Below are 20,253 nucleotides of genomic sequence, written 5' to 3' on the forward strand. Positions count from 1 at the left end.
CGCGCGACCCACTTCCTAAGCTTCTTGCAACTCGCCGCAGCAATGCTGTGGATGCGATGAATGTCGATTCAGCCTAGAGTGCTGCCAGCAAAAGTGGACACCACTTTTGCGGTTCGGCAGCGCGACAAACTTGAAGTGCTTACAGTCCCAGCGGGCGGGGGCGCGGCAGCGGCACGCCGGGCACGGACGCCGGCGGCTGGTTGGGGGTCAGCGAGACGATGGACGAATCGCCATAGGCGATCTCGCCCGCCGCGCTGCCGGCGGCCATCATGGGCACCGGTCCGCCGGCCATGGCCGGGCGCGGGCGGGGCAGGGGGACATTGCTGGCCAACCGGCCCAGAATGGTGGCCCGGTGGGTGGGCGGCACGATGGTGTCGGTGAGATAGCTCATCTGCCCTTCCAGCCCCAGCGGGAATTCGGCGATGCGTTCGGCGCGGTAATTGGCGGCATTGGCGCCGCAGATGTCGGCGCGCATGTCGACCGCGATCAGCCCGGGGCGGTTGGCGATCTGGGTCACCGTCATCCCCATGCCGCGATAGCCGCCGGCAAAGCCGGAAAACAGCATCTGGGCGGTCATCTCGCCGCGCTCGCGCGAGGAGTTGGCACCCAGCACCACCGCCATCAGTTGCCGGCCGGACCGGGTCGCGGTGGCGACGATGTTGAGCCCGGACGCGCAGACATAGCCGGTCTTCATCCCGTCGGTGCCGGCAAAGCCGGTCAGCAATTCATTGTTGGCGTGCGAGCGCGACTGGCCGGCCTCCACCGTGCGGGTGGAGAACATGGTGTCATATTGCGGGAAGCGGGCCCTGATGGTCAGCGCGATCATCGCCATGTCGCGGGCGGTGGTCACCTGGGCCGGCTCGTGCAGGCCGTGCGGGTTGACGAAATAGGTGCCGTCGAGCCCCATCATCTGGGCGCGGGCGTTCATCATGGCGACGAAGGCCGGCTCGCTCCCGGCGATGGTCTCCCCGATGGCCACGGCGATGTCGTTGGCCGATTTGACGATGAGGAAATAGAGCGCGTCCTCGAGCGAGATAGCCGTGCCTTCCGGCAGGCCCAGTTTCGAGGGAGCGACCGACAGCGCATTGGCCGAGGTGATCACCGGGGTCGAGAGCGAGGCCTGTCCCGTCTCGATGGCCTCGAAGGCGATCAGCGCCGTCATCAGCTTGGTGAGCGAGGCGGGGTGCCAGGGGACGTCCGCGTCCCGCGCGTGCAGCACCTCATTGGTGCGCATGTCGATCAGCAGCTGCGGCATGGCCTGAATCGGGGCCGCCGCCAGAAGAGCGAGGACCAGAAGCAGCAGGGACAGGGGACGGCGCGCCAACAACACGTGTGAAAAGCTCCATTGTCAGGCCGCTAGGCGCGGCACAACCTGCTTAACAGGCCAATTTTGGCCAAACAATGCCCGCCCGCAAAACGCTCAGCCGATGTCGCGGATCGGCTTCCAGGTGACGAAGCGGTAGATATAGACCACCACCACCAGCACCACCACCGCGGTGGAGACCGGGTCGACCCACTCCTCGACATGGTGGTAATTCTCGTGCAGAATCAATCCGGTACCGGTGAGGAATCCCGTCCACAGCGTGGTTCCGACCGTGGTGACGGCGAGGAATTTCCACACCGGCATGGCCGCGAGTCCGGCCGGAACCGAGATCAGGGTGCGGATCGCCGGGATGAGGCGCCCGGCCAGCACCGCCCAGACCCCATAGCGGTCGAACCAGTGGACCGCCATGTCGATATCGGCTTCGCTGATCGTGGCGACTCGGCCTAACCAGTTGCAAAGCCTGCGGAATCTTTCGATGCCCAGCAGGCGGGCCACGGCGTACCAGGCCGAGGTTCCGGCCACCGAACCGGCGATTCCGGCTCCCATCACCCCCCAGAAACTGAGCTGCCCCTGCGCCGCCGCATAGCCGGCAAAGGGCATGATCAGTTCTGACGGGATGGGGGGAAACAGGTTTTCGAGGACCATCAGCAGGAAAATTCCCACATAACCAGAATGGGTTATGGTCTCGATGATCCATTCACTCATGCCGCGGCTGGTCCTTGAGCATCGGGTGGTGCGGGCGGTCGGAATCGAACCGACACTCTGTTTCCAGAACCAGATTTTGAGTCTAGCGCGTCTACCAGTTCCGCCACGCCCGCAGCAGGTCGGTATGGTGGCGGACTATAGGGAAAGCCGGGCCCGCGTCAATCTCCCAATTGACCGCCACGGGCCTAATCCTGTCGTTTTTTCATGGAGTTCGGCCGGATGGGGCGCTGCCGTAAATCCGGCGTGATGGTGATTGCAAATGCCGCCGCGATGCGCAAAGTCTGCTTGCCGTCCGGCCGATTGTCCCTTGTCCAGAGAGCCTCCCATGATCCCGACCGCCTTTTCCACCAGCCGCCGCCAGGCCAGCATCGCCTTCGTCCTCGGCCTTGCGGCCATCCTGGGCGCGCTGGCTTTCCAGTATATCGGCGGGCTCTACCCTTGCGAATTGTGCCTCACCCAGCGCTGGCCCTACTATATCGGCCTGCCTTTGCTGGCGCTCGCCGTGGTGGCGTGGGACCGGCTGCCGCTGTGGGTTCGCCTCGCGCTTCTGGGCGCCGTGGCGGCGCTTTTTGCCTGGGGCGCCGGGGTTGGCGTTTATCACGCCGGGGTCGAATGGGGCTTCTGGCCGGGCCCGCAGAGCTGCACCGGGGTGGGGGACGAAGCGGTCAGCCTCGACATGCTGGGGGATATGAGCAATGCCCGCGTCGTCCCGTGCGACGCTATCCAATGGGAATTGCTGGGGATTTCCCTGGCCGGGTTCAACGCGCTGATCTCGGCCGCCATCGTGGTACTGCTGGTCGCCGGTATCGTCGGCCAGCTGCGGCGCGCCCAGGCCTAAGGCTCGAGCTCGATGTCCCAATAGAGGTAGTCGATCCAGCTTTCGTGCAGATAGTTGGGCGGAAAGGCGCGGCCGTTATTGTGCAAGTCGTGCACGGTCGGCTGATAGGGCGTCTGGTGCGGGATCATGCCGATATCGCGGGGCATGCGATTGGCCTTGCGCAGATTGCAGGGCGAGCAGGCGGCGACGACGTTGTCCCAAGTGGTGCGCCCGCCGCGCGAGCGCGGGATGACGTGGTCGAAGGTCAGGTCGTGCCGCGATCCGCAATACTGGCACTGGAAGCGGTCCCGGAGGAAAACGTTGAAGCGGGTGAAGGCGGGGTATTTGGCGGGATGAACATAGTCCTTGAGCGAGATGACGCTGGGAATGCGCATCTCGAAGCTGGGACTTCGGACCACCGCGTCATATTCGGAGACGATATGAACCCGTTCGAGGCAGACCGCCTTGATCGCATCCTGCCAGCTCCACAGCGACAGGGGATAGTAGCTGAGCGGACGGTAGTCGGCGTTCAGCACCAGGGCAGGACAGGCTTGGGGTGACACGTGGACGGTCACAGGATCCTCCGGGGCAGGTACTCGCTCCCCGTCGCGCTTCCTTGGCCAGGACCATGCCGGAAGCGCTCCGGCGATTCCTTGGCCATAGTGTATTCCTCTTGTGACAGAGCTGTGAAGAACTTTGTTGATAATCGGGGCTAACCCTGTAGCCGCTCGCGGAGAAACCGGCTCGCCGCCTCGAGCCCGTCCTGGCCGATCGCATGGCCCGTTCCCTCGGAAACGAACAGGCGCGCATCGATGCCCAGGTCGATGAGAACCGGCTGGGCCGCTTCGCTGCCGATCACCGGAACCACCTCGTCCATATCCCCGTGGACGAGCAGGACCGGGGGTTTCGATTGCAGTTCGCCGGCCAGTTTTTCCGGCGAGACGAGCAGGCCGGAAAAGGCGATGATTCCCTTGAGCGCGGTCGGCAGCCGCAGCCCGGTATGCAGCGCCATCATGGCGCCCTGGGAGAAGCCGGCCAGCACCGTGTCCGCCGGCCCGAGCCCGGTCTGGGCCCATAGGTCCTCGAGGAAGGCGGTGATGACCGGTGCGGCAGTTGCCGCGCCCACCAGCCGTGACAGGTCGCGGTCGCGTTCCAGGTCGAGCGGGAACCACTGGTAGCCGAACGGATTGCCGCCGCACACTTCCGGCGCGTTGGGGGCGATGAAGGCGGTGTCGGGGAAGCTGTCGCGCCAGAACTGGCCCAGGGCGATGAGGTCGCGCCCGTCCGACCCATAGCCATGCAGCAGCACCACGAGGCTTTTGGCGTGGCCTGAAGCCGCGGGCAGCATGGGGCCGGAGAGTTTGACGGGTTCGGTCATTGAAAATCCTTAAAAAATCAGAGGGCGTCCCAGGCGTCGGAATTCTTCATAGCTGAAAAATAGCGCCAGAACATGATGGCGGCCGCGCCCCGGTGCGGCGTCCAGTGCGCGGCGAGGGCGATCAGTTCCTTGGGCAGGGGCCGTTCGGGAAGGTCGAAGGCGTGGGCGACGGCCTTCTGCAGGGCCAGGTCCCCGGCGGGAAAGACGTCCGGGTGCCCGGCGCAGAACAGCAGGTAGATTTCCGCCGTCCAGGGACCGATGCCCTTGAGCCGGGTCAGGCTGGCGATGGCGGCTTCGGCGTCCAGCGCGTCGAGGGCTGAAAAGTCGAGCGTCCGGTCAGCGACCGCCAGGGCGACGCCGCGAATGGTCTCGTATTTGCCGCGCGACAGGCCGGTCCTGCGCAGCGTCGCCTCGTCAAAGGCCAGATAGGCCTCCGGCGTAATCGCTCCCAGGGCTTCGACCCGGCTCCAGATGGCGCGGGCCGAGGCGACCGAAAGCTGCTGGCCACAGACGATCCGCGCCATGCCCTCGAACCCTTTGGGCGAAATGCGCGGGGCGATCTCGCCAGCCCGGACAATAGCCCGGGCGAGGCGTTCATCGAGGCGGCCCAAGGCTTTGAGATGGAGGTCCAGCGCCTGGGCGGAGTCGAGCCGGGGTGGAGCGGCGGACGCGCCCGTGCTAGGAGCCTGGCTTGAGATATCGGGGCGGGTCATGTCACTACCATCTCTACCGATTTTCCGCTTTGCGCCAAGCCCCAACGGTCGATTGCATCTCGGGCATGCCTATTCGGCGCTCTATACCGATCATTGGGCCCGGGCCATGGGCGGGACCATGCTCCTGCGCATCGAGGACATCGATATCGGGCGGTGTCGACCCGAATTCGTCGAGGCGATTTTCGACGACCTGCGTTGGCTCGGGCTGGACTGGCCGCAACCGGTGCGTTTCCAGTCCCATCATTTCGACGACTACCAAGGGGCCTTCGCGCGGCTCAAGGCGCGGGATCTGGTCTATCCCTGCTTTTGCACCCGGGCCCAGATCAGGGCCGCCGGGGGCAGCGGAACCGATCCCGATGGGGCGCCGCTCTATCCGGGTACCTGCCGGCACCTCGCCCCCGAGGAGCGGGAGCGGCGTTTTGCCGCTGGGGAGCGGGCGCAGTGGCGGCTCGACATAGAGGCGGCGCTGCGCGTCGCCGCCCATCCGGCCATCCGCGAAGCCATGCCCGATCCCGACAGCCGGCCGGCCAGCCGTGCGGCCGATCCGGCCCGCTGGGGCGATGTGGTCCTGGTGCGCAAGGACATCCCCACCAGCTATCACCTTTCGGTGGTGGTGGACGACGCGCTGCAAGGCGTCGGCCATGTGACGCGGGGCATGGATCTCTACGCGGCCACCGACATCCACGTGCTGCTGCAGGGGTTGCTCGGCCTGCCGCCACCGCTCTACACCCATCACCGCCTGGTGCTCGATCGGGACGCGGACAAGCTGTCCAAGTCGCGCCGCTCGGAAAGCCTCGGCGATCTGCGGGAAAAGGGCTGGTCGGCCGCTGCGGTGCGGCATCATCTCGGCTTTGAGGAGGCGAGCCCGCGCTTTACATGACGCCTGGAAATGGCGCATGAGCTTTGTAGAGGACTTCGGTCGGCGCGGCGTGCGCCGATCCCAATCGGGAAGTATTCGAATGCAGGCGGCGACCAATATCCTGATCATCATCGCCATCGGGGCGACGGCGATCATCCTGGGCATGGGGCTTTTCAACATGTTCAGGGGCGGATCGGGCAATACCAGCCAGAAGCTGATGCGGGCCCGCGTGATCATGCAGGCCATTGCCGTGGCGCTGCTCATGGCCGCGCTGTTTCTCTTCGGTCCGCACCGCTAGGCAGGCCCGGTCAATGATCAAGATCAACAAGATCTATACCAGGACTGGCGATGACGGCACCACGGGGCTGGTCGACGGTCCGCGCCGCCACAAGGACGATGTCCGCATCGAAGCCTATGGCACGGTCGAAGAGGCCAATGCCGCCATCGGGCTGGTCCGGCTGCACACCCACTCCATGGCGCGGGTCGACCACGCCCTGGCGCGGGTGCAGAACGATCTGTTCGATCTCGGCTCCGACCTCGCAACCCCGGGGGCCGACGAAGGGCGGGCCTATACGCCGCTGCGGACCACAGCCACACAGGTGGCCTGGCTCGAAACCCAGATCGACACCTTCAATGCCGCGCTCGAGCCGCTCAAATCCTTCGTGCTGCCGGGCGGGACGCCGCTCGCGGCGGCGCTGCACCTCGCGCGGACCATCACCCGCCGCGCCGAGCGGGTCTCCGTCACGCTGGGCCGGGCGGAACCCGATATCAACCGGGAAACGGTGCGCTATCTCAACCGCCTGTCGGACCTGTTGTTCGTTCTTGGTCGGGTGGCCAATGAAAACGGCACGAAGGACGTGCTCTGGGAACCAGGCAAGAACACCGGCAGCAAGCGATCCTAGAGTGCGACGAGAAAAAGTTGCAGACTTTTCCGTTCCACCGCACGACACATCAACACTCTGGCATCCGCTGCGGGGCCCCAAGCTTTTGTTGAGACCATCGGCCTATGGTTTGGCCCGATGCCCCAAGGCGGAAGGACCATGCGATGAGCGATATTGCGGTGACGGCGCTTGCCCTCAAACAGGCCCAGACCCTCCATTCGGCCCAGATCGCCATGACCCGCAAGCAGCATGAAATGGAGATGGACCTCGTTTCCATGCTGGCCGACGCCGTACGCAATGCTCCCGCACCCCAGGGCATGGGCCTCCAGATCGACAAGCGGGCCTGAGGTGTCTGCAATCCTATCGATTTCGCCCTACCTCGTTAAACATAGTTCAAGGTGCCGGGTTTCATCGCTGGCCGATTGTGGCATCGTCAAACCGGCCCAACTGGCCGACAGCATGAGAATTGGGGAAGCTGTCGCATGATGTTCGAATTCGCCGATGTCGCGATAAGCCTGCTCGGAGTGCTGGCGGCGCGTCCGGATGCCGAGATGCCGTTGCCGTGCCGCGTCGAACTGCTCGATGCGCAAGGCGTCCGGGCGCTCGACCCGGTGCAATGGGACGGCCTGGCGATCAATGCGCTGGAAGACAATCCCTGGCTCGGCCGCCAGATGGTTCTGGCCGGGCTCGATGCCTATGGCGGGGAAAAGGGCTTTCGCGCCCTCGCGCTGTTCCGGCGCGGGACCGGGGAATTGATCGGTTTCCTGCCGTTCCGGACCATCGGCTTGGGCGGCTGGAGCATTGGCCGGCCGGCGCTCAATCTCTATCAGGTGGGCGGCATCCCCCTCATCGCGCGCGATCAGGCCCAGGTGGCGATGCTGGCCCTGCTCGGCGTCATGAGCGATGGCAAGGGACTGCCCCGGCACTGGCTGTTTCCCCATGTGGTCGGCAGCGGACCTTTCGCTGTGCTGGCGCGCTCCATCGGCAAGCGGCTCGGGTTGGAGCTCTCGCTGGCCACCCCCTATAGCCGGCCGTTCCTGACCCATGAGGCGGGGGATTTCGCCTCCCATGTGGCCGAGGTGATCGGCCGGAAGCGGGCCCGGGATATCGAGCGCAATCTGCGGCGGCTTGAGAAACTGGGCCGGCTGGAATTCGAACGCGTGAGCGATGCGGAAATGGTCGCCCGGCGGGTCGAGGATTTCCTGCGCATCGAGGCCTCGGGCTGGAAGGGGCACAAGGGAACGGCGCTCCTCTCGTCGCGGACCGATACCCAGTTCGCCCGGGCCGCGTTCGGGGGCACCGGCGAGGCGTCGGGACTGGCGACCATCGATTCCCTGCTGCTCGACGGCGAGCCCATCGCGGTTTCGATCAATATCTCGGCCGGGGCGACGCTGTTCACGCCCAAATGCGCCTTTGACGAGCGCTACCGCAAATACGGGCCCGGCATGGCCCTCGAATACAAGGTCGTCGAAGCCTTTTTCGATCAGACCGAGCATCGCGCCATGGATGCGGCGACGACGGTGGACGGCCACGCCGTCGAGGGGCTGTGGGGGCAGTCGCGGGAGATGGGGACGCTGGTGATCGGCCCGCGCGGACCGGCGACAACGATGCTGGCCGCGGTGCTCGAGCGCTACAGGGCCACCAAGGACACCTTCAAGAAGGCGCTGGGGCGCGGCTGACGCGCCCCGCTCGGGGTCAGATTTCCAGCAGCGTCTCGATCACGCGGTGGCCGTCCGGGCTGTTCCAATGGGCCGGCCCCTGCAGCACGCCGAGCTCGCACCCGTCCTCGCCGACCAGCACGGTGGCGGGGAGCCCGAGGGTCACGGCGTCGTTGCGCAGGCGTTCGAACAGCTTGTAGCTCGGATCGGCGAACAGCTTGAGATTGTCGGCGCCGATTTCCTCAAGGAACAGGCCGGCAGCGACCGGTCCGTCCGAGCCCATGTCGAGGCTGATGGCCACCACCTCGAAATCCTCGCCGCCATATTTGGCCTCCAGCGCATCGAGGAAGGGCATTTCCTCGCGGCAGGGCGCGCACCATGTGGCCCAGAAATTGACCAGCAGCTTCTTGCCCGAGAAATCGGCCAGGGTGATCGGATTGCCGTCGGCATCCTGGAAGGCGAGGTCGGAATAATTGCGCCATTGCTGCGAGGGCATCAGCGCCGCCAGTTCCCCGCGCGCGGCGTCATCGATGGTCTGGGCGATTTCGGGCCGCACGGCGCAGGTCGACGCCATGCCCAGCCCGCCATTGCTAACCCAAACGGCCGTCGCTATACCTACCGCCGCTGCGAAAAGTCCGGCACCGGCGAAGAGTCCGCGGGGCGTTTTGCGCTTTTCGCCTGGGTTCGGTTCGTTCTGGTCCATCACGTTATCACTCGCACAGCATTTCAAGGGGCATCGATGAGCAATCGCATGTGGGGAGGCCGGTTCGCGTCCGGACCCGACGCCATCATGGAAGAGATCAACGCTTCGATCGGTTTCGACAAACGCCTCTACAAACAAGACATCGCCGGCTCCATAGCGCATGCGACCATGCTCGAGACAGTCGGCATTCTGACGCGGGACGATAGGGACGCAATCGTCGCGGGTCTAGAGACCGTGCGCGGCGAAATCGACAAGGGGACGTTCACCTTCTCGCGAGCGCTTGAGGACATTCATATGAATGTCGAAAGCCGGCTCAGGGAACTGATCGGAGAGCCGGCCGGGCGGCTGCACACGGCGCGCTCGCGCAACGACCAGGTGGCCACCGATTTCCGGCTCTATGTGCGCGATTGCATCGACATGCTGGTCGCCCAGATCGCAACGCTGCAGGGGGTGCTGGTCGACAAGGCCGAGGCCGAGGCCGATACGGTCATGCCCGGTTTCACCCATTTGCAAAGCGCCCAGCCGGTGACCTTCGGCCATCACATGCTGGCCTATGTCGAGATGCTCGAACGCGACAGAGGGCGGATGCTCGATGCGCGGCGGCGCTTGAACGAAAGCCCGCTGGGCGCCGCGGCGCTGGCCGGCACCAGCTTTCCCATCGACCGCGCAATGACGGCCGAGACGCTCGGCTTCGACCGGCCCATGGCAAATTCGCTCGATGCGGTCTCGGACCGCGATTTCATCCTCGAAACGCTGGCCGCCGCCTCGATCTGCGCCATGCATCTGTCGCGGCTGTCCGAGGAACTGGTGGTGTGGTCCTCGGCGCAGTTCAATTTCGTCCGGCTGTCCGACAAGTTCTCGACCGGCTCCTCCATCATGCCGCAGAAGCGCAACCCCGACGCGGCGGAACTGATCCGGGCCAAGGTGGCGCGCATCTACGGCGCCTTCTCCTCGCTCCTGATGGTGATGAAGGGTTTGCCGCTGGCCTATTCCAAGGACATGCAGGAAGACAAGGAAGTGGCCTTCGACGCCCTCGACAATTTCTCTCTCTCCCTCGCGGCGATGACCGGCATGATGGACGACCTGACGGTCAATCGCGACAGGATGGCCGCAGCGGCGGGGGCAGGTTTTTCGACCGCGACCGATCTTGCCGACTGGCTGGTGCGGGCGGCGAACGTTCCGTTCCGCGATGCGCACCATATCACCGGCCGCGCCGTGGCGGCGGCGGAAGCCAGGGGCTGCGGGCTCGAGGGGCTGACCATCGAGGATTTCAAGGCGATCGACGAGCGCATCACCAGCCAGGTGTTCAAGGTGCTGGGGGTCGACAATTCCGTCAAGTCGCGCACCAGCTTCGGGGGCACGGCGCCGGCCAATGTCCGCGAGCAGGCAAGGCTCTGGCGCGAGCGGCTGACGGCTTAACAACACGGAAATCGGGACGGGACCAGGACAATGGTGCATCATTTTCAGTATCGGGACGGGTCGCTGTTGGCCGAGGACGTTGATCTGGCGGCCATCGCGGGAGAGATCGGCACGCCGTTCTACTGCTATTCGGCGGCGACCTTTACACGCCATATCCGTGTGGTGGCCGAAGCCTTTGCCGGGCTCGACATGCTGGTGGCCTATGCCATGAAGGCCAATTCCAATCAGGCCATGCTGGCCCTCGTGGCCCGCGAGGGGATCGGGGCGGACGTGGTCTCGCTCGGCGAGCTCGAGCGCGCGCTGAAGGCCGGGATACCGGCGGAAAAGATCATCTTCTCCGGGGTCGGCAAGTCGCGCGAGGAGATGCGCCGCGGGCTGGAAGCGGGCATATTGTGCTTTAACGTGGAGTCCGAACCCGAGCTCGAACGCCTCAACCTGGTCGCCGCCGAGATGGGCCGCGTCGCGCCGGTCTCGGTGCGGGTCAATCCCGATGTCGATGCCCGGACCCATGCGAAGATTTCCACCGGCAAGTCCGAGAACAAGTTCGGCATCCCGTTCGCGCGGGCCGAGGCGGTCTACGCACGCATCGCCGAATGCGCCAATCTGCGGGCGGTGGGGGTCGATATGCATATCGGCAGCCAGATCGTCGATCTCGAACCCTTCGACAACGCCTTCGCGCTGATGGTCGAACTGGTCGGGCGCCTCCGGGCCGCCGGACACCCCATCGAGCATGTCGATATCGGGGGCGGGCTGGGCATTCCCTATAACCTCGACAACACCCCGCCGCCCGATCCGACCGAATATGCCGCCCTGGTGCGCCGCCATTTCGCCGATATCGGCTGCAGGATGATCGTTGAGCCGGGCCGGCTGATCGCCGGCAATGCGGGCGTGCTGGTGACGCGCGTCGAATATGTCAAGCAGACCGAAAAGAAGGCCTTCGTCATCGTCGACGCGGCCATGAACGATCTGCTTCGCCCGACCCTTTACGAAGCCCATCACGACATCCTGCCGCTTCGCGAGGCCGAGCCCGGTGCCGCCGCGATCCGGGCCGATATCGTGGGGCCGGTCTGCGAGACCGGCGACTATCTCGGCCTCGACCGGCAGATCCCCGTGGTCGGCGAGGGCGACATGCTGGCGGTGATGACGGCAGGCGCCTATGGCGCGGTCATGAGCTCGACCTACAATACGCGGCCCCTGGTGGCCGAAGTGCTGGTCGACGGGAACAAATGGCACGCGGTGCGGCCGCGCCAGACGCTGGACGAACTCATCGGGCTCGACAGCGTTCCCGACTGGCTCTGAGGCTCACAGCGCCGAGCGGGCGAGGGGAATGATCTCGGCGGGGCGCCCGGCAAGCGCGTCGTCGATCTTCTCGATCAACTGGGCGAGCGAGAAGGGCTTGTTGATCACATCATAGATCAGCGCGTCCAGCCCGTGCGCCCGTTCGCGCTGATCGGCAAAGCCGGTCATCAGCACGATGGTGAGCTCGGGCCAGCGCGCCCCGACCGTCAGCGACAGGGCGATGCCGTCCATCACCGGCATCTTGATGTCCGACACCAGCAGGTCGAAATGGCCATCGTGCTCCTGGGCGATTTCGAGCGCCAGTCCGCCATCGGAGGCTTCCAGCACCTCGTGCCCGCTCATCTGCAGCGCGCGCACCACGAAGCTGCGGACATTGTCATCGTCTTCTGCCACGAGAATGCGGGCCATGGCGTTTCCTGTTCCTGCTGGGCTGCGCGCCGAGGGGGCGTGCAGCGCGGTGTTGTGGTCTCAGCTTTGGCCTTGGGGACGGTTCTGGCCGTCCACGAAGCTCAGTCTTACCCGTTCCACGCCCTGGGGCGGGGCCGTCAGTTGCGCGTCGATGTCCAGGATGTCGCCTGGAAGAATCTCGCGGGTGGAGGGGGTCACCGTCCACTCATACATCACCCGGTCGCCGGCCCCGATGAGGCTGACGAGCACCGACGGCACGAAAACTATGCGATTCGTGATGTTCGAGATCTTAGCGGTCACGATGAGGACGCTGATTCCGTCGCGTGTAGTTCCCAGAGTGTTAACGTCGATAAAATCGAGACCGACGACATTTGTTCCAAGTCCCACAAGACGATAGAGCCCGTCGAGCTGCGGGGTGGCGCGCACGATCTCAGTGCGCCACACGATGGCCGAGATCGAGGCCGCAAGGAGGAGCAGCACGGTGGCGATGCGGAAGATGCGGCGGACCCGCGCCATGGGCAGGGCGGCGATCATGCCGCGGCGGCGCCGGGCAAGGGCTTCGGTGCGCGCCCGCGCCTGTTCGCGCGGCTCGGGGAGGAAGGGGTCGGCGGATTTTCCGGCGAGGAGGTCCTGGGGCGGGGCGGGCGCTTCCGCCCGCCGGGGGGCGGGATCGGCGCGGCTGAACGCGGCGTCGAGCAGGTCCTCGTCGGCCTGGGTGAACAGGGTGTCGGCATCGGCCCGGAAGGCCAGTTCGTCCTCGCTCGGCTCGGGATCGGCGTGGGGCGCGGGGGGAAAGCCGGGGGTGGCGTACCAGAGCTCGGAGCATGCGGCGCACTGGACCTGCCGGCCGGCGGCGCTGAGGGCGTCCGCGGCCACGCGATAGCGCGTCCGGCAATGGGGGCAGGTGATGATCACGCGGCGGCTCTTTAAAGGCTCAGTTGGATACCGATGCCCGAACACTAGGAAACGGGGGTTAAAACTCTTGAAACGTCGCCCCAGAACCGCCATTCCAGCGTGATGGCTGCTACACTCAAAAGGGCAAGTGATTCGCGAAAGGGGCAGGTTTGATCGCGTTCGAAAATGTGGGCCTGCGATACGGGCACGGCCCGGAAATTCTCAAGGATCTGACCTTTGCGATTTCCCCGGGCTCCTTCCACTTCCTCACCGGCCCCTCGGGTTCGGGCAAGACTTCGCTCCTGCGCCTGCTGCTGCTCTCGCTCAAGCCGACCCGCGGTTCGGTCTCGATGTTCGGCGAGGATGTTTCCGCGCTCGACCGCGACCGGCTCCTGCAGATGCGGCGCCATATCGGCATCGTCTTTCAGGAATTCCGCCTGCTCGATCATCTGACCACGTTCGAGAACGTCGCGCTGCCCTTCCGGGTGCGCGGCCAGGCCGAGCCCAGCTACCGCTCCAATGTCGAGGAGCTGCTGGACTGGGTGGGGTTGGGGGATCGCATGGACGCCCATCCGGCCGTGCTCTCGGGCGGGGAAAAGCAGCGCGCCGCCATCGCCCGCGCGGTGATCGCCAAGCCCGACATCCTTCTTGCCGACGAGCCGACCGGCAATGTGGATCCGGAGCTCTCCGAGCGCCTGCTGCATCTTTTCGAACAGCTCAACAGGATGGGCACGACCATCATCCTGGCCACGCACGAGGTCAATCTTCTCGACAAGTTCGACTATCCGCGCATGCTCTTGAACGACGGGGAGCTGACCATCCATGAGTGAGGGGCTCAAGCTGCGCTTTCCGCGACCCAACCCGATCGTGCCGGCGCATTCGGTGGCCGGCCGCACGCTGATGCTGCTGATCGGCATCATGACGTTTCTCTCCTGCGTCACCTTTGGCGGCGTGCTGCTGGTGCAGAAATCGGCCATGGGCTGGTCGGCGGATGTGGGACGCGAATTGACCATCCAGATCCGCCCGCTGGACGGCGAGGTGATCGAATCCAATCTGCGCCTGGCGGTGTCGCTCAGCGAGGCGGTGCCCGGTGTCGCCAGCGCCCGGGTACTGACCATCGCGGAGAGCGAGGCGTTGCTCGAGCCGTGGCTCGGCGCCGGGCTCGACCTCTCCGACCTCACCATTCCGCGTCTGGTCGTCGTGCAATTGTCCGATCCCAACGCCGCCGACATCGCCCGGCTCGAAACCGATATTTCCGCCATTCCCGGGGCGTCGCTGGAAACCCACGCCGCCTGGCGCATGCAGCTCAATACCATGGCCGGCACCATCGTGATCTCGGGCATTCTGGTGCTGGGACTGATCCTCGTGGCGACGGCGCTGGCCATCGTCTTTGCGACGCGCGGGACCATGTCGACCAATCGCGAGATCGTCGACGTGCTGCATTTCATCGGGGCGTCCAACCGCTTCATCGCCGGTGAATTCCAGGGGCGCTTCCTGCTGCTGGGCCTCAAGGGCGGGCTGGCCGGCGGGCTGGCGGCGGTGATTTTCTTCATCTTCGCCGGCACGGCGATGAGCACGGTGGTGCCGCAGCAGTCGAGCGCCCAGCTCGGCGTGCTGTTCGGCCAGTTCGCCCTGGGCATCTCCGGCCTGCTCGGCATTGTCGGGGTGGTCCTCGTCATTGCCGGGCTCACCGCGATCACCTCGCGCTTGACCGTGCGCCGGTTCCTCACGCAAATTTCCTGACAGGGCGAAATCGCCGGGAGGCGTCCAGCAATGATCGTTCAGGCACTCCGCTCGGCGGTATTTTATGCCGTGTTCTTCCTGCACACCATTCCGCTCGCCATCCTTGTGGGGCTGATGGCCAAGCTGACGCCGGGCTGGCGGCCGGCCGGCTGGCGCATCGCGCAGTACTGGAATTCGGCCAATCTGTTCTTCCTGCGCTGGATCGTGGGCATCCGCACGAAAGTGACCGGGGCCGAGAACATTCCCGCCGGCGGCTGCATCATCGGGTCCAAGCACCAGTCGGACTGGGATATCTTCGCCATCCTGCCCCATGTGGGCGACCCCGCCTTCATCGCCAAGAAGGAATTGCTCGACATCCCGCTGTTCGGGTGGGCCGCCCGGTGGATCAACACCATCCCGGTGGACCGCAAGAAGGGCAAGGACGCGCTGCCCGAGATGATGGAGCATGCGCGGGGTGCGCTCGCGCGGGGCTGCCGCGTGATCATCTTTCCCGAAGGCACGCGCCGCGCGCCCCTCGACGTGCCCGCCTATCGCTCGGGCATCGCCCGCATGTATGCGGCGCTCGACGTGCCGGTGGTTCCGGTGGCGCTCACATCGGGTCTTTATTGGGGACGCAACAGCCTCATTCTCTGGCCGGGAACGGCGCGGGCGAAATTCCTCGAGCCCATCCTGCCCGGCCTCGCTCCGGACGTCTTTCTCGAAACGCTCATCGCCCGCATAGAGGCGGAGACCGACGCCATGGTCCTCGAAGATGCCCGCAAGGGGCTGGCCCGGCCCATATCGCCGCGTCTTCGGGCCCGTCTCAACGAGTTGGAAGCAGCGGAGCAGGCCGCCGGCTGATCCCTGTCGCTGCCCGATATCTAGCGGCATGCCTAAATTAAAACACAACATGTTGATATTTCTTGCGGGTGCAAGCGCGGCTCTCTGCGGTTTCGCTTGACGGGAATTTGAGTTTGTTCTAATTTTGTTCTCTTTGTTGCGTGTCACTCGGTCTGATCGATCATGGGGATTGTCATGATGGCTTGGGAAACAAACGGCGATAATTTCGACGGCGGGTCGATGTGGGCCGGGCGCTCGGGACGGCAATACATGATGACCCGAGTGGAGGGCGACCGGGCCGCCATGGCCGCGGCGCGGCTCTATGCGCTGGCGGAAAGAGGCGTGATCCGCTGGGCGGGAACGGCCCAGGACCTGATCGGGGATCATCTGTCGCGCGAGCGGTTCCGCCGCTTCAATGCCCAGGGCGCCCAAATGCTGTCCATGCCTTCGCCAGCCGATCCGCTGGCCCTTATGACGCTCGCCTGGGACCTTGAAGGCGGCCATGTCATCGCCGGGCGCGACGCCGCCTGAATTCATCCTGCGCGCCGGGAGGCTCGCAAATCGGTTTCCTTTGCCAAAGCGATTTGTTAGAGCACTCTATCGCTGCGCACCCGTTCCCGGTCGATGATCGTGGGCGCGCGGCGTGTGGTCCCGTAGCTCAGCAGGATAGAGCATCAGATTCCTAATCTGAGGGTCACTGGTTCGAATCCAGTCGGGATCACCATCTTTCCTTGCCCTCGTCCGAAAGCGCCGCTATGTCCGCTGCCGCCCTCGCCAAACTGACACGCGCCGTCGAAGAACTGGAGCGCGCCCTGGCCGGCAATCGCTACGGACAGGTCGAGCGGCTGGCGCTCAAATCCGAGCTCGAGGCGCAGATCCAGCGCATCGACGAGCTGCGGCAACGGCTTTAAAAACTGTCCTTGGCCTTGCGAAGCGCCCCGAACACCTGCGAGGCGGGGGCGCCCTCTAGCCCCATGCGCCTTGCCATGCCGAGGTCGTCGGCGCGCAGGAACGGATTGGCGGCCAGTTCGTCGGCGAGGCGGGCCGGAATGGTCGCTTCGCCCCGGTCGATCTGCCGCCTTGCCTCGTCGGCGCGGGCCTTGAGCGAAGGGTTGTCGGGATCGATGGAAAGCGCGAACCTGGCATTGGCCAGCGTATATTCATGGCCGCAATAGACCAGCGTTTGCGGGTCCAGCGCCTTGAGGCGCTTGAGCCCGGCCCACATGGTTTCGTAGTCGCCTTCGAACATGCGGCCCACGCCGAGAGAAAAAAGCGCATCGGCCGAAAACAGCACTTTGTCGGCCGGGGCGTGGAAGGCGATATGGCCCAGCGTATGCCCGGGCACGCCGATGACCGCGAAGCGGGTTTCGCCCAGCATCACCGCGTCACCGCCGTCAACCAGCGTATCGAGCCCTTCGATCTTGCCGGCATCGCCCTTGGGGCCGATCGCATGGGCGCCATAGGCGGCCTTGAGCGGTCCTATGCCGTCCGTGTGGTCGGCGTGGTGATGGGTGATCAGCAGATCGGTCAGCACCCAGCCGCGTTTTTCCAGTTCGGCGATGATGGCTCCGGCATCGGGGGCGTCGATCGACGCCACCCGGCCGGAGGCGACATCGCGCACCAGATAGCCGAAATTGTCCGAGCGGGCGGGAAAGACGGCGATCTCGAGCGGCATGATGGGCAGTCCTTGCAACTGTTGTGTGCAGCGTAAGGGGTGCGGGGCATGCGCGCAAGGTTTGACCTTGCGCCACAAAGCGCCCACATGCAGGACTATTGCAGCACACAATGCGGGGTGGCGATGACACCAGACGTCGATGGACTGATCCGGTTCTACAAGTCGCCCCTCGGGCGACTGACGCGGCAATTGCTGCGCGAGCAGGTCAGCCAGTTGGCCGGCGACGTTACGGGATTGCGCATTCTCGGGCTGGGCTTTGCCACGCCTTATCTGAGGGGTGCGCTCAAGGGCGCCGAGCGGGTGCTCGCCTTCATGCCGGCCCGGCAGGGGGCTTCGAGCTGGCCGCGGGAAGGGCCGTCGCGCACCGTGCTCTGCGATCCTCTCGAAATGCCGCTCACCGATTCCGCCGTCGATCTCGTGGTCGCCATCCACGAGTTCGAGCATGTGGTCGATGCGGAGGACCAGATGCGCGAATTGTGGCGCGTCTGCGCGCCGAACGCCTCCCTCGTCCTGGTGGTGCCGCGGCGGCGGGGGCTGTGGGCCGGGCTTGACAACAATCCCTTCGGTTTCGGCCAGCCCTATTCCAGGAGCCAGCTCGACCAGTTGTTGCGCGAGCATTCCTTTACCCCCGAGGAATGGCGCGATTGCCTTTACCTGCCGCCGTCCAATTCGGCCATGGTGCTGCGATCGGCGCGGCTGTTCGAGCGGGCCGGGCGGCTGTTCGGGCCGACCCTGGCCGGGGTGATGTGCGTCCGGGCCCGCAAGGAGCAGTTCCCGGCGGTGGCGCGGCGCCGGCGCGTCGAACGGGTGCTGGCCAGCCCGGAGCTCAATCCGCAGACGGCGCGGCTGGTTCCCTGATCGGGGCAATTGCTTTGCCGGTCCGGTTTCGCTATTGCTACGGCCCGAACCGACCGTCTCCAGACAAATGGCCCGAAAATGACCGACAGACCCGTTCCGCAACCGGGGATCATGACCATCGCTCCCTATGTTCCGGGGCGGTCCAGCGCGCCGGGAAAAGACAAGGTCCTCAAGCTCTCCGCCAATGAATCGCCGCTGGGGGCCAGCCCCAGGGCCGTCGAGGCCTATCGGGCGGTGGCCGAGCGCCTGGCGATCTATCCCGAAGGCTCCTCGCGGGCGCTGCGGGAAGCGCTGGGAGAGATCCATTCCATCGATCCCGAGCGCATCGTCGTCGGCGCGGGGTCGGACGAGGTGCTGCACCTTCTCGCCCAGACCTATATCGGGGATGGCGACGAGGCGGTGATGAGCCAATATGGCTTCATGGTCTATCCGATCGTGACCCAGGCGGCGGGCGGCGTCCCGGTCATCGCGCCGGAAACCGATTACCGGGCCGATGTCGACGCGCTCCTCGCGGCGGTGACCGAAAAGACCCGGGTGGTGTTTCTCGCCAACCCCAACAATCCCACCGGCTCCTATCTCAGCGCCGAAGAGCTCGACCGCCTGCATGCGGGCCTGCCGCCACAGGTGCTCCTCGTCATCGACAGCGCCTATGCCGAATATGTGACGGCGGAGGATTACGGCGTGGGCATTTCCCTTGCCGAGCGGGCCGAGAACGTGGTGATGGTGCGGACCTTCTCCAAGGTCGGGCTGGCGGCGGCGCGGATCGGCTGGCTGTACGGCCCCGGCCATCTGGTCGATGCGGTCAATCGCATTCGCGGCCCCTTCAACGTCTCGGTGCCGGGCCAGGCCGCGGCGGAGGCGGCGACGCGCGACCTCGCCTTCACCCACGCCCTGCGCGAGCACAATGCCCGCTGGCGCGAATGGCTGACCGGGCAATTGGGGACCAACCGGCTGCGGGTCTTGCCGAGCCAGGGCAATTTCGTCCTTGTCCTCTTTCCCGATACGCCCGGCCAGACGGCGGGCGAGGCCAATGCCTATCTGCTCGACCGGGGAATCGTGGTGCGGGAAATGGGCGGATACGGCATCGCCGACGGCCTGCGGATCTCCATCGGCAGCGAGGATGCGATGCTTGCCGCCGCTGCGGCGCTCAAAGACTTCATGGACGGCAAATGATTGAAAAACTCGCCCTTATCGGCATCGGGCTGATCGGCTCGTCCATCGCGCGCGGCGCGCGGGCGGCGGGGCTGGCCCGGACCATCGCCATCGCCACCCGCCGGGAGGAAACGCTCGCGGAGGCGCGGGCGCTCGGCCTGGGCGATATCTATACGACCGATGCGGCCGAAGCGGTCGAGGGTGCAGATCTCGTCATCCTCTGCTCGCCGGTCGGGACCTATGAAACCATCGCCCGGCAGATTGCCGGTGCCCTCAAGCCGGGGGCGATCGTTTCCGACGTGGGGTCGGTCAAGGCGCACGTGATCGCCTCCATCGCGCCGCATATGCCCGACAACGTGCATTTAGTGCCCGGCCATCCCCTTGCGGGCACCGAACATTCGGGGCCTTCGGCCGGTTTCGCCGATCTTTTCCAGAACCGCTGGTGCGTGCTGACCCCCACCGAAGGCACCGATCCGGAGGCCGTCGAGACCCTTTCCGCCTTCTGGCGCGGCCTGGGGAGCAATGTGGAGATCATGGAGGCCGGGCATCACGATCTGGTCCTCGCTATCACCAGCCATGTGCCGCATCTGGTGGCCTACAACATCGTGGGCACGGTGGCCGATCTCGAAGCCCACACGCAATCGGAAGTCATCAAGTTCTCGGCCTCGGGCTTTCGCGACTTCACACGCATCGCCGCGTCGGACCCGGTCATGTGGCGCGACGTCTTCCTCACCAATCGCGATGCGGTGCTCGAAATGCTGGGACGGTTCCTCGAAGACCTCTCGGTGCTGCAGCGCGCCGTCCGCATGGGGGATGGGGAGGCGCTCGAAGCCCTGTTCACCCGCACACGGGCCATCCGCCGCTCGATCATCGCGGCCGGGCAGGAGACCGCCGCGCCCGATTTCGGGCGCCAGCATGGTGCCGCCAAGCCCGACGCGGAATAGTCGG

General features: G+C 65.5%; 25 protein-coding genes and 2 tRNA genes. 17 read left to right on the top strand and 10 right to left on the bottom strand.

Going from position 1 to position 20,253, the window contains the following annotated elements; translation table 11 throughout:
- Positions 1-139 precede the first annotated feature (139 nt).
- From DVH29_RS09320 to DVH29_RS09330, 3 genes are all read right to left on the bottom strand, one after another.
- A complete protein-coding gene (locus DVH29_RS09320) occupies positions 140-1,330 on the bottom strand; it encodes a D-alanyl-D-alanine carboxypeptidase family protein (protein WP_147276050.1) in 1,191 nt (396 codons plus the stop codon).
- 90 nt (positions 1,331-1,420) lie between these two features.
- Positions 1,421-2,029, bottom strand: a complete 609-nt coding sequence (locus tag DVH29_RS09325; RefSeq protein ID WP_114645914.1) for a DedA family protein — start codon at positions 2,027-2,029, stop codon at positions 1,421-1,423.
- Between the two features lie 26 nt (positions 2,030-2,055).
- A tRNA-Leu gene (locus tag DVH29_RS09330) sits at positions 2,056-2,142 on the bottom strand.
- A 212-nt stretch (positions 2,143-2,354) separates the two neighbouring features.
- On the opposite strand from DVH29_RS09330, the gene DVH29_RS09335 reads away from it, so the two are divergent.
- Positions 2,355-2,867, top strand: a complete 513-nt coding sequence (locus DVH29_RS09335; RefSeq protein WP_114645915.1) for a disulfide bond formation protein B — start codon at positions 2,355-2,357, stop codon at positions 2,865-2,867.
- Here the strand turns inward: DVH29_RS09335 and DVH29_RS09340 are convergent.
- From DVH29_RS09340 to DVH29_RS09350, 3 genes are all read right to left on the bottom strand, one after another.
- Positions 2,864-3,421, bottom strand: coding sequence for an HNH endonuclease (locus tag DVH29_RS09340; protein WP_114645916.1), 558 nt, complete (start codon positions 3,419-3,421; stop codon positions 2,864-2,866). The genes DVH29_RS09335 and DVH29_RS09340 overlap by 4 nt on opposite strands.
- Before the next feature lie 137 nt (positions 3,422-3,558).
- On the bottom strand, positions 3,559-4,224 hold the full coding sequence (locus DVH29_RS09345; protein WP_114645917.1) for an alpha/beta hydrolase: 666 nt from the start codon (positions 4,222-4,224) through the stop codon (positions 3,559-3,561).
- A gap of 17 nt (positions 4,225-4,241) precedes the next feature.
- A complete protein-coding gene (locus DVH29_RS09350) occupies positions 4,242-4,937 on the bottom strand; it encodes a DNA-3-methyladenine glycosylase family protein (RefSeq protein ID WP_114645918.1) in 696 nt (231 codons plus the stop codon).
- Between DVH29_RS09350 and gluQRS the strand changes: the two genes are divergently transcribed.
- From gluQRS to DVH29_RS09375, 5 genes are all read left to right on the top strand, one after another.
- Positions 4,936-5,817, top strand: a complete 882-nt coding sequence (gluQRS, locus tag DVH29_RS09355; RefSeq protein WP_114645919.1) for a tRNA glutamyl-Q(34) synthetase GluQRS — start codon at positions 4,936-4,938, stop codon at positions 5,815-5,817. The genes DVH29_RS09350 and gluQRS overlap by 2 nt on opposite strands.
- Positions 5,818-5,833: 16 nt before the next feature.
- The gene (locus DVH29_RS09360; protein WP_439331619.1) at positions 5,834-6,094 is read left to right on the top strand and encodes a twin transmembrane helix small protein; all 261 of its coding nucleotides are present in this window, start codon (positions 5,834-5,836) and stop codon (positions 6,092-6,094) included.
- 13 nt (positions 6,095-6,107) lie between these two features.
- Positions 6,108-6,698, top strand: a complete 591-nt coding sequence (locus DVH29_RS09365; RefSeq protein ID WP_114645921.1) for a cob(I)yrinic acid a,c-diamide adenosyltransferase — start codon at positions 6,108-6,110, stop codon at positions 6,696-6,698.
- 143 nt (positions 6,699-6,841) lie between these two features.
- Positions 6,842-7,024 carry a putative motility protein gene (locus DVH29_RS09370; RefSeq protein ID WP_114645922.1) on the top strand — a complete coding sequence of 61 codons (183 nt, stop codon included), beginning with the start codon at positions 6,842-6,844 and terminating at the stop codon, positions 7,022-7,024.
- 135 nt (positions 7,025-7,159) lie between these two features.
- Positions 7,160-8,356: a GNAT family N-acetyltransferase gene (locus DVH29_RS09375; protein WP_114645923.1), complete on the top strand. Its 1,197-nt coding sequence runs from the start codon at positions 7,160-7,162 to the stop codon at positions 8,354-8,356.
- 16 nt (positions 8,357-8,372) lie between these two features.
- Here the strand turns inward: DVH29_RS09375 and DVH29_RS09380 are convergent, their stop codons facing one another.
- Positions 8,373-8,909, bottom strand: a complete 537-nt coding sequence (locus tag DVH29_RS09380; protein ID WP_245944942.1) for a TlpA disulfide reductase family protein — start codon at positions 8,907-8,909, stop codon at positions 8,373-8,375.
- 165 nt (positions 8,910-9,074) lie between these two features.
- On the opposite strand from DVH29_RS09380, the gene argH reads away from it, so the two are divergent.
- Both argH and lysA read left to right on the top strand, forming a co-directional pair.
- Positions 9,075-10,457: an argininosuccinate lyase gene (argH, locus tag DVH29_RS09385; protein WP_199562561.1), complete on the top strand. Its 1,383-nt coding sequence runs from the start codon at positions 9,075-9,077 to the stop codon at positions 10,455-10,457.
- A gap of 33 nt (positions 10,458-10,490) precedes the next feature.
- Entirely contained in the window at positions 10,491-11,756 is a 1,266-nt protein-coding gene (gene lysA, locus DVH29_RS09390) for a diaminopimelate decarboxylase (protein ID WP_114645980.1), read from the top strand.
- Between the two features lie 3 nt (positions 11,757-11,759).
- Here the strand turns inward: lysA and DVH29_RS09395 are convergent, their stop codons facing one another.
- Complete coding sequence (locus DVH29_RS09395) at positions 11,760-12,164, bottom strand: response regulator (RefSeq protein WP_114645925.1); 405 nt, start codon at positions 12,162-12,164, stop codon at positions 11,760-11,762.
- Positions 12,165-12,224: 60 nt separating this feature from the next.
- Positions 12,225-13,079, bottom strand: coding sequence for a zinc-ribbon domain-containing protein (locus DVH29_RS09400; protein WP_158541620.1), 855 nt, complete (start codon positions 13,077-13,079; stop codon positions 12,225-12,227).
- Between the two features lie 149 nt (positions 13,080-13,228).
- Between DVH29_RS09400 and ftsE the strand changes: the two genes are divergently transcribed.
- The 6 genes from ftsE (at position 13,229) to DVH29_RS16385 (ending at position 16,531) form a co-directional block, all read left to right on the top strand.
- A complete protein-coding gene (gene ftsE / locus DVH29_RS09405) occupies positions 13,229-13,888 on the top strand; it encodes a cell division ATP-binding protein FtsE (RefSeq protein WP_114645927.1) in 660 nt (219 codons plus the stop codon).
- Complete coding sequence (locus DVH29_RS09410) at positions 13,881-14,801, top strand: cell division protein FtsX (protein ID WP_114645928.1); 921 nt, start codon at positions 13,881-13,883, stop codon at positions 14,799-14,801. Before ftsE ends, DVH29_RS09410 begins: the two co-directional genes overlap by 8 nt.
- Before the next feature lie 30 nt (positions 14,802-14,831).
- Positions 14,832-15,641 carry a lysophospholipid acyltransferase family protein gene (locus DVH29_RS09415; protein WP_114645929.1) on the top strand — a complete coding sequence of 270 codons (810 nt, stop codon included), beginning with the start codon at positions 14,832-14,834 and terminating at the stop codon, positions 15,639-15,641.
- Positions 15,642-15,890: 249 nt separating this feature from the next.
- Positions 15,891-16,151, top strand: a complete 261-nt coding sequence (locus tag DVH29_RS09420) for a hypothetical protein (protein WP_147276051.1) — start codon at positions 15,891-15,893, stop codon at positions 16,149-16,151.
- Positions 16,152-16,267: 116 nt separating this feature from the next.
- Positions 16,268-16,344: transfer RNA gene (locus DVH29_RS09425), tRNA-Arg, on the top strand.
- A gap of 31 nt (positions 16,345-16,375) precedes the next feature.
- Positions 16,376-16,531, top strand: coding sequence for a hypothetical protein (locus DVH29_RS16385; protein WP_158541621.1), 156 nt, complete (start codon positions 16,376-16,378; stop codon positions 16,529-16,531).
- Here the strand turns inward: DVH29_RS16385 and gloB are convergent.
- On the bottom strand, positions 16,528-17,295 hold the full coding sequence (gloB, locus tag DVH29_RS09430) for a hydroxyacylglutathione hydrolase (protein ID WP_114645981.1): 768 nt from the start codon (positions 17,293-17,295) through the stop codon (positions 16,528-16,530). The genes DVH29_RS16385 and gloB overlap by 4 nt on opposite strands.
- A 123-nt stretch (positions 17,296-17,418) precedes the next feature.
- Here gloB and DVH29_RS09435 point away from each other — a divergent pair, with 123 nt between their 5' ends.
- From DVH29_RS09435 to DVH29_RS09445, 3 genes are all read left to right on the top strand, one after another.
- Positions 17,419-18,153, top strand: a complete 735-nt coding sequence (locus tag DVH29_RS09435) for a methyltransferase domain-containing protein (RefSeq protein WP_158541622.1) — start codon at positions 17,419-17,421, stop codon at positions 18,151-18,153.
- A 78-nt stretch (positions 18,154-18,231) separates the two neighbouring features.
- Positions 18,232-19,326 carry a pyridoxal phosphate-dependent aminotransferase gene (locus tag DVH29_RS09440; RefSeq protein ID WP_114645932.1) on the top strand — a complete coding sequence of 365 codons (1,095 nt, stop codon included), beginning with the start codon at positions 18,232-18,234 and terminating at the stop codon, positions 19,324-19,326.
- Positions 19,323-20,249, top strand: a complete 927-nt coding sequence (locus tag DVH29_RS09445; RefSeq protein ID WP_114645933.1) for a prephenate/arogenate dehydrogenase family protein — start codon at positions 19,323-19,325, stop codon at positions 20,247-20,249. The genes DVH29_RS09440 and DVH29_RS09445 overlap by 4 nt, the downstream gene beginning before the upstream one ends.
- The last annotated feature ends 4 nt before the right edge of the window (positions 20,250-20,253 follow it).

This window comes from Pelagibacterium lacus, assembly GCF_003345525.1.
In the GTDB taxonomy this organism is placed as follows: domain Bacteria; phylum Pseudomonadota; class Alphaproteobacteria; order Rhizobiales; family Devosiaceae; genus Pelagibacterium; species Pelagibacterium lacus.

Coding starts and splice junctions, on each gene's coding strand:
- DVH29_RS09325 (WP_114645914.1), bottom strand. CDS start 2,029: ATGAGTGAATGGATCATCGAGACCATAACCCATTCTGGTTATGTGGGA.
- DVH29_RS09335 (WP_114645915.1), top strand. CDS start 2,355: ATGATCCCGACCGCCTTTTCCACCAGCCGCCGCCAGGCCAGCATCGCC.
- DVH29_RS09345 (WP_114645917.1), bottom strand. CDS start 4,224: ATGACCGAACCCGTCAAACTCTCCGGCCCCATGCTGCCCGCGGCTTCA.
- gluQRS (WP_114645919.1), top strand. CDS start 4,936: ATGTCACTACCATCTCTACCGATTTTCCGCTTTGCGCCAAGCCCCAAC.
- DVH29_RS09350 (WP_114645918.1), bottom strand. CDS start 4,937: ATGACCCGCCCCGATATCTCAAGCCAGGCTCCTAGCACGGGCGCGTCC.
- DVH29_RS09360 (WP_439331619.1), top strand. CDS start 5,834: ATGAGCTTTGTAGAGGACTTCGGTCGGCGCGGCGTGCGCCGATCCCAA.
- DVH29_RS09365 (WP_114645921.1), top strand. CDS start 6,108: ATGATCAAGATCAACAAGATCTATACCAGGACTGGCGATGACGGCACC.
- DVH29_RS09370 (WP_114645922.1), top strand. CDS start 6,842: ATGAGCGATATTGCGGTGACGGCGCTTGCCCTCAAACAGGCCCAGACC.
- DVH29_RS09375 (WP_114645923.1), top strand. CDS start 7,160: ATGATGTTCGAATTCGCCGATGTCGCGATAAGCCTGCTCGGAGTGCTG.
- DVH29_RS09380 (WP_245944942.1), bottom strand. CDS start 8,909: ATGGCGTCGACCTGCGCCGTGCGGCCCGAAATCGCCCAGACCATCGAT.
- argH (WP_199562561.1), top strand. CDS start 9,075: ATGAGCAATCGCATGTGGGGAGGCCGGTTCGCGTCCGGACCCGACGCC.
- DVH29_RS09395 (WP_114645925.1), bottom strand. CDS start 12,164: ATGGCCCGCATTCTCGTGGCAGAAGACGATGACAATGTCCGCAGCTTC.
- DVH29_RS09410 (WP_114645928.1), top strand. CDS start 13,881: ATGAGTGAGGGGCTCAAGCTGCGCTTTCCGCGACCCAACCCGATCGTG.
- DVH29_RS09415 (WP_114645929.1), top strand. CDS start 14,832: ATGATCGTTCAGGCACTCCGCTCGGCGGTATTTTATGCCGTGTTCTTC.
- DVH29_RS09420 (WP_147276051.1), top strand. CDS start 15,891: ATGATGACCCGAGTGGAGGGCGACCGGGCCGCCATGGCCGCGGCGCGG.
- DVH29_RS16385 (WP_158541621.1), top strand. CDS start 16,376: ATGTCCGCTGCCGCCCTCGCCAAACTGACACGCGCCGTCGAAGAACTG.
- gloB (WP_114645981.1), bottom strand. CDS start 17,295: ATGCCGCTCGAGATCGCCGTCTTTCCCGCCCGCTCGGACAATTTCGGC.
- DVH29_RS09435 (WP_158541622.1), top strand. CDS start 17,419: ATGACACCAGACGTCGATGGACTGATCCGGTTCTACAAGTCGCCCCTC.
- DVH29_RS09440 (WP_114645932.1), top strand. CDS start 18,232: ATGACCGACAGACCCGTTCCGCAACCGGGGATCATGACCATCGCTCCC.
- DVH29_RS09445 (WP_114645933.1), top strand. CDS start 19,323: ATGATTGAAAAACTCGCCCTTATCGGCATCGGGCTGATCGGCTCGTCC.